Source organism: Mesorhizobium sp. M1D.F.Ca.ET.043.01.1.1 (genome assembly GCF_003952385.1).
Lineage (GTDB): Bacteria > Pseudomonadota > Alphaproteobacteria > Rhizobiales > Rhizobiaceae > Mesorhizobium.
In genome coordinates this window covers 6,100,549-6,113,846 of the sequence record NZ_CP034444.1, presented here as the reverse complement: position 1 = coordinate 6,113,846, position 13,298 = coordinate 6,100,549, and the positions used below count along the sequence as shown (strand labels likewise).

The window sequence follows — 13,298 nt, the reverse complement described above, 5'->3', positions numbered from 1 at the left end:
AGAATGGCGGATTCCGAGAACCGGAACGGAGCGTACTTATAGTAGGTGAGTACCGGAAGCGCAGGAAGCTGCCATTCCCAGGCCGGCCTCATCCGAATATCGGCCTGCCCTACAGCGGCACCACCTTGCCCTCGGCCAACGTCACCCGCCGGTCCATGCGCGAGGCCAGCTCGTGATTGTGGGTGGCGATCAGCGCCGCCAGTCCCGACTGCCGCACCAGCGCCTCGAGCGCGTCGAACACATATGAGGCGGTCGCCGGATCGAGATTGCCGGTTGGCTCGTCGGCCAGGAGCACCAGCGGCGCATTGGCGACGGCGCGCGCGATGGCCACGCGCTGCTGCTCGCCGCCCGAGAGCTCGGAAGGCCGGTGCTGCGCGCGCTTGCCGATCTGCATGTAGTCGAGCAGTTGCGCCGCCCGCTCGGACGCCTCCTTGCGGCCGAGCCCCTTGATCAGCTGCGGCATCATGATGTTCTCGAGCGCCGAGAACTCAGGCAGCAGATGATGGAACTGGTAGACGAAGCCGACATCGTTGCGGCGGATCGCGGTGCGTTCGTCGTCGGAGAGCCGGCCGCAGGCGCGGCCGCTGAGGATCACGTCCCCCGCGTCAGGCCGCTCGAGCAATCCCGCCGTATGCAGCAAGGTCGACTTGCCGGTCCCCGAAGGCGCCACCAGCGCCACCATCTCGCCGCGCCGCAGCGAGAAGTCGGCGCCGTTCAGAATGGTGAGCTTGCGCGGCCCCTGGACATAGTGCCGCTCGACGCCCTTCAGCTCGATAATGGCTTCGGCCATCACTCGTACCTCAAGGCTTCGACCGGATCGAGCCGTGCCGCCCGCCATGCCGGAAATACCGTGGCGAGGAAGGACAGGCTGAGCGCCATGATGACGACATAGGTGGTCTCGCGCGGGTCCATTTTCGCCGGCAGCTGGCTGAGGAAATAGAGCTCGGGATTGAACAATATCCTGCCCGTCATCCAGGAGAAGAACTGGCGGATCGATTCGATGTTGAGGCAGATGACGACGCCGAGCAGCACGCCGGCGATCGTGCCCGTCACGCCGATCGCGGCCCCGGTCATCAGGAAGATGCGCAGGATTGCCCCGCGCGAGGCGCCCATTGTGCGCAGGATGGCGATGTCGTGGCCCTTGTCCTTCACCAGCATGACAAGGCCCGAAATGATGTTGAGTGCCGCCACCAGCACGATCAGCGTCAGGATCATGAACATCACGTTGCGCTCGACCTGCAGCGCCGAAAAGAAGGTCTCGTTGCGCTGGCGCCAGTCGACGAGGTCGATCGGCCGTTGCGCCGCCTGCTCGACCGGCGGCTTCAGCGCATCGACATTGTCGGGATTGTCGACATAGATCTCGATGGTCTGCGCCCGCCCGTCCATGTTGAAATAGAGCTGCGCCTCGGAGAAGGGCATGTAGACGATCGAGCTGTCATACTCCGACATGCCGACCTCGAAGATCGCCGCCACCTTGTAGCCTTTCATGCGCGGCGTGGTGCCGAGCGGCGTGACGTCGCCTTCAGGCGAAATCATCGTGATGGTGTCGCCGAGCACAAGGCCGAGATTCTCGGCCATGCGCTTGCCGATCGCCACGCCCTCGCCGGTGTCGAAGCCGTCTAGCGTGCCCTGCTTGATGTTGCCGGACACGATCGAGATCTTGTTGAGGTCTTCCGCGCGAATGCCGCGCACCAGCGCTCCGGTGCCGCCGCCGACATTGCCTTGCGCCAGCACCTGCCCGTCGATCAGCGGGATGGCGTATTTGACGCCGGAAACGCCGTTGATGCGGCTCGCCACCTGCGCGTAGTCCTCCAGCGGCGAATCCAGCGGCTGCACGATCAGATGGCCGTTGACGCCGAGGATGCGGGTGAGCAGTTCGGCACGAAAACCGTTCATCACCGCCATCACGACGATCAGCGTCGCGACGCCCAGCATGATGCCGAGGAAGGAGATCGAGGCGATGACGGAGATCACCGTCTCCTTGCGGCGCGAACGCAGATAGCGCCACGCCACCATGCGCTCGAAGCCTGAAAAGGCGCCTGCCGGCGATCGAGCTGCAGCCGCCTCGTTCATCAGGCGATTCCCAAGCGTTTCTTGGCTTCGGCGATCGGCAGCGTCTCGCGCTCGCCGCTGCGGCGGTTCTTGATCTCGACCTCGCCGGCGGCTACGCCGCGCGGGCCGACGATCACCTGCCAGGGCAGGCCGATCAGGTCGGCGGTCGCGAACTTGCCGCCCGGCCGCTGGTCGGTGTCGTCATAAAGCACGTCCTTGCCGGCCGAAGTCAGCGCCGCGTAGACCTCGTCGCAGACGCGGTCGCATTCGCCATCGCCTGCCTTCATATTGATCAGGCCGATGTCGAACGGCGCCACCGTTTCCGGCCAGATGATGCCGTTCTCGTCGTGGCTCGCCTCGACGATCGCCGCGACAAGCCGCGACGGGCCGATGCCGTACGAGCCGCCCGAAGCGTAATGGTCCTTGCCATCGGGCCCGGTGACCTTGGCATTCATCGGCTTCGAATACTTCTCGCCGAAGTGGAAGATGTGGCCGACCTCGATGCCGCGCGCCGAAAGCCTGTCGCCTTCGGAGACCTTCTCCCAGGCCGTTTCGTCATGCATCTCGTCGGTGGCGGCGTAAGGCGTCGTCCATTTCTTCACGATGCCGCCGATCTCGGTATCGTTTGAAAAGTTCGTGTCCGCGCCGGGCACGTCCAGCGACAGATAGGCGCGGTCGCAGAACACCTGGCTCTCGCCGGTGTCGGCCAGGATGATGAACTCGTGGCTGAGGTCGCCGCCGATGGGGCCGGTGTCGGCGCGCATCGGAATGGCCTGCAGGCCCATGCGCGTAAACGTCCTGAGATAGGAGACGAACATGCGGTTGTAGGCGGCTCTGGCGCCTTCGAAATCGAGATCGAAGGAGTAAGCGTCCTTCATCAGGAATTCCCGGCTGCGCATGACGCCGAAGCGGGGACGCACCTCGTCGCGGAACTTCCACTGGATGTGGTAGAGATTGAGCGGCAGGTCCTTGTAGGACTTGACGTAGGCGCGGAAGATCTCGGTGACCATTTCCTCGTTGGTAGGACCGTAGAGCATGTCGCGGTCCTGCCGGTCCTTGATGCGCAGCATCTCCTTGCCGTAGTCGTTGTAGCGGCCGCTCTCGCGCCACAGGTCCGCCGACTGGATGGTCGGCATCAGGATTTCCAGCGCGCCTGCCCGGTTCTGCTCCTCGCGGATGATCTGGCAGACCTTGTCCAGCACCCGCTTGCCGAGCGGCAGCCAGGAGAAGCTGCCCTGCCCCTGCTGGCGGATCATGCCGGCGCGCAGCATCAGCCGATGCGAGACGATTTCCGCCTCGCGGGGGTTTTCTTTGAGAATGGGCAGGAAGTAGCGCGACAAACGCATGGACTGGTCCGTGAATGAAAAAATTGCGGCGCGTGGAATCGGCGCGCACGAGGCTGCTTGCCCGGGCTTCATAGCCATTTCATGACAGAATGGAAACCCGAGCGCGCCAAAGTGTTGGGGTGTTCTGCGCATGATCAAAAAGGCGTGTTTGGCCGCCAAAGTGCCGCTTCCGGCTATTTGATCGATTCACAAGCAAGCCTTGCCCCACTATTGTGCAGTGCAGCACGATATTGCCCATTTAGAGGCAAAATTCTTCGTGACATTGTCGCCTGCCTTGGTCTAGTGTGCGCCGATAACCGAGAGGGCGGAGAAAAATCTGCTCTCCTACGCGGTCAAAGTCTTGGGAGGATGCGATCTAGGCGCGGTAACTCGCTGCCGCCGGACACCGGAAACGGATCGGACGCGTTTAAATTGCAAGGCCTCGTGCCTTGCATTTTTTTTGTGCAATCATCTGCTTAGCACGACAGACTGCCAAACAGCATTACCCATAATTAGCCGCGAAAATCGGAAGCCGGCTTCCGATTTCAACCAAAGCGCGCGCCGGCGGCTCAATACTTGCGGAGACTATGTAGGACTTTAGTTGCCGGTAGTATGACTAAAGTCCGGCACGATGTGCGGAATGTCATCGAAGCCAAGGCCGAGCCCCCTCGTCAGCCCGTAGAAAATGCCTATCACGATCGCGGTCACGATCGTCGTGCGGATCGCCGCGCGCAGCATGTGCGGTCCCTTGGGCGCGCTCGAAACGGTGCCCAGCGTCACGTCCTTATCCTCGTCCTGGGTGCGCAGGCTGAACGGCAGCACTGCGAACAGCACCAGCCACCATGTGACGAAGAACAGCGCTACGAAGGAAACCCAGTTCATGCCTGCTCCAGTTCCACCAGCGTGCCGAAGAAGTCCTTGGGGTGCAGGAACAGCACCGGCTTGCCATGCGCGCCGATCTTCGGGTTGCCGTCGCCGAGCACGCGCGCACCGCTCGCCTTGAGATGATCGCGCGCGGCCAGGATGTCGTCGACCTCGTAACAGACGTGATGCATGCCGCCCGAGGGATTCCTCTCGAGGAATGCGGCGATCGGCGAAGCATCGCCCAGCGGCTCCAGCAGCTCGATCTTGGTGTTGCCGACATCGACGAACACCACCGTCACTCCGTGCTCCGGCAGTGCCTGCGGCTCGCTCAGCCGGGCCCCCAGCATTTCGCGATAGGCCGCGCTCGCCGCGGCCAGGTCCGGCACGGCTAGCGCGACATGGTTCAGGCGTCCGAGCATAAAGCGCTCCGCTTTAGGGGAGTAAGGGAGTAGGGCAGTAGGGAAACGAGTCTGAACAAATACAAACTGCTTATTCTTCCCTATTCCCCTACTGCCTTACTCCCCTATTCCCTTGTTCGTCACCGCGTGACGAACACCGTCACCAGCGGCTTCTTGCCCCAGGCTTCGTTGGCGGCGCCGCGCACCGCGCGACGCACTGCCTCCTGCACCAGGTCGAGGTCTTTTCGGCGCTGGCGGGGGATCGAGTCCACCGCGCCGATTGCCGCATCGAGCATCAGGTCTTCCAGCGTCTCGCCGCTGGCGTCCGCCTCGGCGACGCCGATGGCGACCAGATCAGGGTCGCCGGCCAGCTCGTATTTGTCGTCGAGCACGACATTGACCGCGACATGGCCGGCATAGGACAGCTTGCGCCGGTCGCGTATGCCCATCGCCTGGTCGGTCCCGATCAAGTATCCGTCCTTGTAGAGGCGGCCGAACGGCACCTGGTCGATGATCGTGGCCGGGCCCGGCCAGAGCCTCAGCATGTCGCCGTCGCGCACCTGCGCCACCTGGCCGATGCCCGACATCGACATCAGCGAGCCCTGCGCCACCAGATGCGCCGCCTCGCCATGCACCGGCACGCCGATCTGCGGCCGCACCCATTCATACATCTTGCGCAATTCGCTGCGGCGCGGATGGCCGGAAACATGGACCAGCGCATCGCCGTCCTCGATGATCTTCATGCCGAGATCGATCAGCCGGTTCTTGATCTCGAGAATTGCCTTCTCGTTGCCGGGAATGGTGCGTGAGGAAAACACCACCGTGTCGCCGGCCGTCAGCGCCACCGACTTCATCTCGTCGCGCGACAGCTTCGCCAGTGCCGCCAGCGGCTCGCCCTGGCTGCCGGTGCAGATGATCACCAGGTTCTCGCGCGGGATGAAGCCGTAATCCTCCTCGGCGATGAATTCCGGCAGGCCGTCCATATAGCCGAGCTCACCCGCGACATCGATAACGCGCTTCAGCGAGCGGCCGAGCACCAGGCATTGCCGGCCGGCGTCGCGCGCCGCCCTGGCGATCGACACGATGCGCCCGACATTGGAGGAGAAGGTGGTTACCGCGACGCGGCCCTTGGCCTTCTCGATGACGCCCTTCAGGCCCTCGCCCACCGCCACTTCCGACGGCGACTCGCCTTCCCTTAATGCATTGGTGGAATCGCAGATCAGCGCCAGCACGCCCTTGTCGCCATAGGCGCGGAAGCGCGCCTCGTCTGTCATGGGCCCGATCGTCGGCGCCGGATCGATCTTCCAGTCGCCGGTATGGATGACGGTGCCGGCCGGCGAGGCGATCGCCAGCGACATCGGCTCGGGGATCGAGTGCGCCACCGGAATGGCCTCGATCTCGAACGGCCCGATGGTGAACTTCTCGCCGGCCCGGTAGATCGATGCCGGAATCTTCGGCGCATTCTGCTCGCCCTGCCGCTTGGCCTCGAGCAGGCCGGCGGTGAACGGCGTCATCCAGACAGGCGCTTTGAGCTTCGGCCAGATGTCGAGCAGCGCGCCATAGTGGTCCTCATGCGCATGGGTGATGACGATGCCGCGCAAGCCGTCGAGGTTCTCCTCGATGAAGCGCGTATCGGGCAGGATGAGATCGACGCCCGGATGCGCGGTGTCGGGAAAGGTTACGCCGACATCGACGATAATCCACTCGCGCGCGTCGGCCGGCCCGTAGCCATAGAGGGCGAAGTTCATGCCGATCTCGCCGACGCCGCCAAGCGGCGCGAAGACGAGCTCGGCGTTATCTTTATTCGCCATGCATTCTTTCCTTCCTGGCCGCTCAGGCCAAGCCACCAGCGCAATTCCAGGAAGAGTGTGTCACGGTTTTCCGTCCGGAATTGCGCAAAAACAAAACTATACCCGCGCTGACGCGACCGCGCCGAAATGCACGTCGCCGGCCGCGATCGTCAGAACGGATCCATCATCGTCGCGGATCACGAAACGGCAGTCCTCGTCAATGGTCTCGAAGACGCCGCGCACCACATTGCCGTCAATTCTGACAGCAACCTCACCGCCGAGCCCGGCCGCCCGGGCCAGCCAGCGCTTCCTGATGGCGGTAAGCCCGCGCCCGTCGTCCCACAATCGGGCATTTTCGCTCCATGCGTCGGAGAGCGCCAGGAACAGCGTCTCGGCATCGCAATTGGCGCCCAGCGCCTTGAGCGAAGTCGCCGGATAAGGCAGATCCTGCGGGTAAGCCACGACATTGACACCGATGCCGACGGCGACGGCAAAGCGGCCGCCATCGAGCATGGCCGACTCCAGCAGGATGCCGGCGAGCTTGGCGCCGGAGGCCAGCACGTCGTTCGGCCATTTCAATTCGAAGCGATTGCGTCCTTCGCTGACGCCGTCCAGGGCAACGGCGATCCGGCCTTGCGGGACGACGGCGTCGAGCGCATCCGCAAGCGCAAGCCCGGCGACGAAGCCGAGCGTTGCGGCAAGCCTGAGCTCGCCGCCGGGAACCAGGAGCAGCGTCGCCGCCAGATTGCCCTCGGGCGTCGCCCAGGCGCGGCCGCGCCGCCCTCGCCCGCTTTCCTGCTTCTTCGAGACCACCCAGAGCTTGCCGGGATCGCCGGTCCGCGCATGCTCGAGCGCCAGCGCATTGGTCGAGCCGACGCTGTCATGGGCCTCGATCCGGAATCCCTCCGACGCCGCGGTTGGAGCCAGCCGAAATGCCATCCCGTCAGAAGAAGGTCTTTGCGGCGGCTTCGGCGTAGCTGCCGATCGGTCCGCCGATCAGCACGTAGAACAGCACGAAGGCGCCGCTGACGCCGAGAACGAGCCGCAGTTCGCTGGCCATCGGCACGAAGCCGCCGACAGGCTCGTCGAACCACATGATCTTGATGATGCGCAGGTAATAATAGGCGCCCACCACCGAAGCCAGCACGCCGATAATCGCCAGCGCGTAGAGATGCGCGTTGATGGCGGCCAGGAACACGTACCACTTCCCCCAGAAGCCCGCGAGCGGCGGGATGCCGGCCAGCGAGAACATCAGGATGGTGAGGATGGTGGCCATCATCGGATTGGTTGAAGCCAGGCCGGCGAGATCGCCGATTTGCTCGACATTGCCCTCCTTGCGCCGCATGGCGAGGATGAAGGCGAAGGTGCCGAGCGTCATCACCAGATAGATCAGCATGTAGATGGCGACGCCGCGCACCCCGGCCTGGCTGTTGGCGGCAAGGCCGACCAGCGCGTAGCCCATGTGGCCGATCGAGGAATAGGCCATCAGGCGCTTGATGTTGGTCTGGCCGATGGCGGCAAAGGCGCCGAGCGCCATCGAGGCGATCGAGATGAAGACGACGATCTGCTGCCAGTCGGCGGCGATCGGCTTGAAGGCGCCCATGGTGACGCGCACGATCAGCGCCATCGCCGCCATCTTCGGCGCCGCGGCCAGGAAGGCGGTGATCGGCGTCGGCGCGCCTTCATACACGTCCGGCGTCCACATGTGGAACGGCACGGCGGAGATCTTGAAGGCAAGGCCCGCGAGCACGAACACCAGGCCGAAGACCAGGCCGAGCTGGCGCTCGCCGCTGCCGAGCGCCGTCGCGATTTCGTGGAAGCCGGTATTGCCGGTGTAGCCGTAGACCAGGCTGATGCCGTAGAGCAGCATGCCGGACGACAGCGCGCCGAGCACGAAATATTTGAGGCCGGCCTCGGTCGAGCGGAGGTTGTCGCGGTTGATCGCCGCCAGCACATAGATCGCCAGAGACTGCAACTCGAGGCCGAGATAGAGCCCGATCATGCCGTTGGCCGAGATCATCAGCATCATGCCGAGCGTGCAGAGCACGATCAGCACCGGATATTCGAACTTGTCGAAATGCTCCTGCCTGGCGAAGCGCATCGACATGACGAGCGTCACGGCCGAGCCGATCAGCGCCAGCATCTTCATGAAGCGGCCGAAGGAATCCTGGACGAAGGCGCTGCCGTAGGCAGCCCCCTCGCCGCCCGAGGAAGCCAGCCACAGGCCGGCGATCACAAGCACCGCGACCGCTAGGCCGGTCACCGTCGTCGTGTTGTTGGAGCGCGAATAGGCGCCCACCATCAGAAGCGCCAGCGCGCCGATGGCGAGGATCAGCTCCGGCGTCGAGAGCGAAAGGCTGGAGAGAAGGTCCGGCGTCATGGTTTTTCCCCCGTCAGTTCGCCGCCGCGGTCTGCGCGGAATTGATGGATGCGGTGACGTTGGTGACGAGTGCCTTGACCGACTGCGTCGTGGCGTCGAACACCGGCGCCGGGTAGACGCCGAAGAAGATGACCAGCACGACCAGCGGGTAGATGATCGCCTTCTCGCGCGGCGACAGGTCGAGCAGGTTCTTCAGACTTTCCTTCGTTAGTGCGCCGAAGATCACGCGGCGGTAGAGCCAGAGCGCGTAAGCGGCCGACAGGATCACGCCGGTGGCGGCGAAGAAGGCCACCCAGGTGTTGACCCGGAAAACGCCGAGCATGGTCAGGAACTCGCCGACGAAGCCGCTGGTGCCCGGCAGGCCGACATTGGCCATGGTGAAGATCATGAACACGGTGGCGTATTTCGGCATGTTGTTGACCAGGCCGCCATAGGCGTCGATCTCGCGTGTGTGCATGCGGTCGTAGATGACGCCGACGCACAGGAACAGCGCGCCGGAGACGAGGCCGTGGCTGAGCATCTGGAACATCGCGCCCTGCACGCCTTCCTGGTTCATCGCGAAGATGCCCATGGTGACGAAGCCCATATGGGCGACCGACGAATAGGCGATCAGCTTCTTCATGTCCTCCTGCATCAGCGCCACCAGCGAGGTGTAGATGATGGCGACGACGGACAGCGTGAAGATCAGCGGCGCGAATGTCTCCGACGCCAGCGGAAACATCGGCAGCGAGAAGCGCAGGAAGCCGTATCCACCCATCTTCAGGAGGATGGCGGCCAGGATGACCGAGCCGGCGGTCGGCGCCTCGACATGCGCGTCCGGCAGCCAGGTGTGCACCGGCCACATCGGCATCTTCACCGCGAAGGAGGCGAAGAAGGCGAGCCACAGCCAGGTCTGCATGTTGGCCGGGAAGTTGTGCGTCAGCAGCGTGGTGATGTCGGTCGTGCCTGACTGGAAGAACATCGCCATGATGGCGAGCAGCATCAGCACCGAGCCGGCGAGCGTATAGAGGAAGAACTTGAACGATGCATAGACGCGCCGCTTGCCGCCCCAGACGCCGATGATGATGAACATCGGGATCAGGCCGCCCTCGAAGAAGACATAGAAGAGCACGATGTCGAGCGCGCAGAACACGCCGATCATCAGCGTCTCGAGGATCAGGAAGGCGATCATGTAAGCCTTGACCCGCTTCTCGATCGCCTCCCATGAGGCGAGGATGCTGAGCGGCATCAGGAAGGTGGTCAGGATCACGAACAGCATCGAGATGCCGTCGACGCCCATATGGTAGGAGATGCCTGAATCCAGCCAGGCGTGCTTCTCGACGAACTGGAAGCCGGCCTGCGAATTGTCGAAGCCCTTCCAGATGAACAGCGACACCACGAAGGTGAACGCCGTCGTGATGAAGGCGATCGAGCGGATGTTGCGGCGCGCGTTTTCGCTGTTGTCGCTGATCGGCAGAATGAGCAGAACACCAACCAGCGGCAGGAAGGTGACCAGCGAGAGGATTGGCCAGTCGGTCATCAGAGCATCATCCAGGTGACGAGAGCGGCCACGCCGATCAGCATGGCGAAGGCATAGTGGTAGAGATAGCCGGTCTGCAGCTTGACGACCCGGTTGGTGACGTCGACGACGCGCGCCGAGATGCCGTCGGGGCCGAGCCCGTCGATGATGGCGCCGTCACCGGTCTTCCACAGGAACCGGCCAAGGCGCTTCGCCGGGCGCACGAACAGGAAGTCGTAGAGTTCGTCGAAGTACCACTTGTTGAGCAGGAAGCCGTAGAGCAGGCGATGGTTGGCAGCGACGCTCCGCGGCAGCTCCGGCGAGCGGATGTAGAACTTCCAGGCAACCGCGAAGCCGATGACCATGGCGATGAACGGCGCCAGTTCCACCCACAGCGGCAATTCGTGGATCTCGTGCAGGATGTGGTTCTCCGGCAGCGTGAACAGCGATGCCTTCCAGAACTCGCCATAGCCTTCGCCGATGAAAGCGCCGTGGAAGGCGATGCCGGCAAACAAAGCGCCGGCGGCCAGCACATAGAGCGGCACCAGCATCACCGGCGGCGATTCATGCACGTGATGCATGACCTCGTGGCTGGCGCGCGGCTCGCCGTGGAAGGTCATGAAGATCAGCCGCCAGGAGTAGAAGCTGGTGAAGCCGGCGGCGATCACCAGCAGGATGAAGGCGAAGCCCGCGACCGCATTGTGGCTGGCGAAGGATGCTTCGATGATGGCGTCCTTGGAGAAGAAGCCGGCGGTACCGATCACCGTCGCCGGGATGCCGACGCCGGTCAGCGCCAGCGTGCCGATCACCATCATCCAGTAGGTCTTGGGGATAAGCGTCCTCAAGCCGCCCATATTGCGCATGTCCTGCTCGTCGGAGACGGCGTGGATGACCGAACCCGAGCCGAGGAAGAGCAGCGCCTTGAAGAAGGCGTGCGTGAACAGGTGGAAGATCGCCGCGCCATAGGCGCCGACGCCGAGCGCCACGAACATGTAACCGAGTTGCGAGCAGGTCGAATAGGCGATGACGCGTTTGATGTCGTTCTGGACCAGACCGACGGTCGCCGCGAAGAAGGCGGTGAAGGCGCCGATGAAGACTACGACGGTGAGCGCCGAATGCGACAGCTCGAACAGCGGCGAAAGCCTCGCCAGCATGAACACGCCGGCCGTCACCATGGTGGCGGCATGGATCAGCGCAGAGACGGGCGTCGGGCCCTCCATGGCGTCGGGCAGCCAGGTGTGCAGCGGCACCTGCGCCGACTTGCCCATGGCGCCCATGAAGAGCAGCAGGCAGACCACCGTCAGCGCCGTGTGCTTGTCGAGCGCATTGCCGAGGAAGGTGAGTACGGCGGCGCCCTCCGGCGCGCCTTCGGCCGGAAGGAAGGACGCGGCGTTGGCAAAGACGGTGCCGAGATTGACCGAGCCGAACAGCACGAAGACGCCGAAGATGCCGAGCGCGAAGCCGAAGTCGCCAACGCGGTTGACGACGAAGGCTTTGATGGCGGCGGCGTTGGCGGAGGGCTTCTTGTACCAGAAGCCGATCAGCAGGTAGGAGGCGAGGCCGACGCCTTCCCAGCCGAAGAACATCTGCACCAGATTATCCGCCGTCACCAGCATCAACATCGCGAAGGTGAACAGCGACAGATAGGCGAAGAAGCGCGGCCGGTCCGGATCGTGGTGCATGTAGCCGATCGAATAGATATGGACCAGCGCCGACACGGTGTTGACGACGACCAGCATCACGACCGTGAGCGTGTCGATCCTCAGCGCCCAGGCGGCATCGAGCCCGCCGGCCTGGATCCAGCGCAGCACCGGCACGGTGAACACCTCGCCGTGGCCGAAGCCGACGGTGAAGAAGGCGATCCACGACAGCACTCCCGAGATCACCAGGAAGCCGGAGGTGATGTATTCGGATGCCTTTGCGCCGAGCGAATTGCCGAACAGGCCGACAATCAGGAAGCCGAGCAGCGGAAGGAAGACGATGGCCTGGTACATGGTTGTTCCCGTCAACCCTTCATCTGGTTCACGTCTTCGACCGCGATCGAGCCGCGGTTGCGGAAGAAGACGACAAGAATGGCAAGTCCGATCGCGGCCTCGGCCGCGGCGACCGTCAGCACAAACAGGGCGAAGACCTGTCCGACGAGGTCATGCAGCGCCGCCGAGAAGGCGACGAAGTTGATGTTGACCGCGAGCAGGATCAGTTCGATCGACATCAGGATGACGATGATGTTGCGTCGGTTCAAAAAGATGCCGAACACGCCGAGCGTGAACAGGATCGCCGATACGGTCAGGTAATGCGCGATGCCGACGACCATCTCAGATACCCTCGCCCGACTTGACCTTGCGGATTTCCATGCCCGTCGCCGGCGTGCGGCCGACCTGGGCGGCGATAGACTGCCGCTTGACGCCTTCCTTGTGGCGCAGCGTCAACACGATGGCGCCGATCATGGCGACCAGGAGCACGAGGCCGGCGATCTGGAAGTAATAGAGGTAGTCCGTGTAGAGGATGTCGCCGAGCGCGGCCGTGTTGGAGCGCGCGGCGAGATCCGGCGTCTGCTTGGCCACCGTGGAGGCCAGCTGCGGCGCGAAGCTGTAGCCGCCGAGCACGACGATCAGTTCCGCCGCCAGGATCAGCCCGACCAGCGCGCCGATCGGCGCGTATTGCAGCGCGCCCTGCTTCATCTCGGCGAAGTCGACGTCGAGCATCATGACGACGAACAGGAACAGCACCATCACCGCGCCGACATAGACGACGAGCAGGATCATCGCCAGGAACTCGGCGCCGGTCAGCATGAAGAGGCCGGCAGCGTTGAAGAAGGTGAGGATCAGAAACAGCACGGAATGCACGGGGTTGCGCGACGAAATGACCATGAAGGCCGACGCCACGGCGATAAAGGCGAAGAGGTAGAAAAAGGCCGCCTCTAGTCCACTCAGCATGGGTTCCCCCGGGTTCCTGTCCGAACACGGCACTCGGCGCCTTGCTCGATGTCCG

Annotated in this window: 12 protein-coding genes; all 12 read right to left on the bottom strand. The window is 63.7% G+C overall.

Annotated elements, in window-relative coordinates; all coding sequences use genetic code 11:
* Window positions 1-109 precede the first annotated feature (109 nt).
* A complete protein-coding gene (locus EJ067_RS29265; protein WP_189510163.1) occupies window positions 110-793 on the bottom strand; it encodes an ABC transporter ATP-binding protein in 684 nt (227 codons plus the stop codon).
* Window positions 790-2,073 carry a lipoprotein-releasing ABC transporter permease subunit gene (locus EJ067_RS29260; protein ID WP_126088615.1) on the bottom strand — a complete coding sequence of 428 codons (1,284 nt, stop codon included), beginning with the start codon at window positions 2,071-2,073 and terminating at the stop codon, window positions 790-792. The genes EJ067_RS29265 and EJ067_RS29260 overlap by 4 nt, the downstream gene beginning before the upstream one ends.
* Window positions 2,073-3,398: a proline--tRNA ligase gene (proS, locus tag EJ067_RS29255; RefSeq protein WP_126088614.1), complete on the bottom strand. Its 1,326-nt coding sequence runs from the start codon at window positions 3,396-3,398 to the stop codon at window positions 2,073-2,075. Before proS ends, EJ067_RS29260 begins: the two co-directional genes overlap by 1 nt.
* Before the next feature lie 576 nt (window positions 3,399-3,974).
* Window positions 3,975-4,259: a DUF1467 family protein gene (locus EJ067_RS29250; RefSeq protein WP_126088613.1), complete on the bottom strand. Its 285-nt coding sequence runs from the start codon at window positions 4,257-4,259 to the stop codon at window positions 3,975-3,977.
* Window positions 4,256-4,660, bottom strand: coding sequence for a methylmalonyl-CoA epimerase (mce, locus tag EJ067_RS29245; RefSeq protein WP_126088612.1), 405 nt, complete (start codon window positions 4,658-4,660; stop codon window positions 4,256-4,258). Before mce ends, EJ067_RS29250 begins: the two co-directional genes overlap by 4 nt.
* Before the next feature lie 119 nt (window positions 4,661-4,779).
* The gene (locus EJ067_RS29240) at window positions 4,780-6,450 is read right to left on the bottom strand and encodes a ribonuclease J (protein WP_126088611.1); all 1,671 of its coding nucleotides are present in this window, start codon (window positions 6,448-6,450) and stop codon (window positions 4,780-4,782) included.
* Between the two features lie 96 nt (window positions 6,451-6,546).
* A complete protein-coding gene (locus tag EJ067_RS29235) occupies window positions 6,547-7,368 on the bottom strand; it encodes a biotin--[acetyl-CoA-carboxylase] ligase (RefSeq protein ID WP_126088610.1) in 822 nt (273 codons plus the stop codon).
* 4 nt (window positions 7,369-7,372) lie between these two features.
* On the bottom strand, window positions 7,373-8,809 hold the full coding sequence (gene nuoN, locus EJ067_RS29230) for an NADH-quinone oxidoreductase subunit NuoN (RefSeq protein ID WP_126088609.1): 1,437 nt from the start codon (window positions 8,807-8,809) through the stop codon (window positions 7,373-7,375).
* A 13-nt stretch (window positions 8,810-8,822) separates the two neighbouring features.
* Window positions 8,823-10,328, bottom strand: coding sequence for an NADH-quinone oxidoreductase subunit M (locus tag EJ067_RS29225; RefSeq protein ID WP_126088608.1), 1,506 nt, complete (start codon window positions 10,326-10,328; stop codon window positions 8,823-8,825).
* The gene (nuoL, locus tag EJ067_RS29220; protein WP_126088607.1) at window positions 10,328-12,301 is read right to left on the bottom strand and encodes an NADH-quinone oxidoreductase subunit L; all 1,974 of its coding nucleotides are present in this window, start codon (window positions 12,299-12,301) and stop codon (window positions 10,328-10,330) included. Before nuoL ends, EJ067_RS29225 begins: the two co-directional genes overlap by 1 nt.
* Before the next feature lie 11 nt (window positions 12,302-12,312).
* The gene (nuoK, locus tag EJ067_RS29215) at window positions 12,313-12,621 is read right to left on the bottom strand and encodes an NADH-quinone oxidoreductase subunit NuoK (protein WP_066998791.1); all 309 of its coding nucleotides are present in this window, start codon (window positions 12,619-12,621) and stop codon (window positions 12,313-12,315) included.
* A 1-nt stretch (window position 12,622) separates the two neighbouring features.
* Entirely contained in the window at window positions 12,623-13,243 is a 621-nt protein-coding gene (locus tag EJ067_RS29210; protein WP_126088606.1) for an NADH-quinone oxidoreductase subunit J, read from the bottom strand.
* Window positions 13,244-13,298 lie beyond the last annotated feature (55 nt).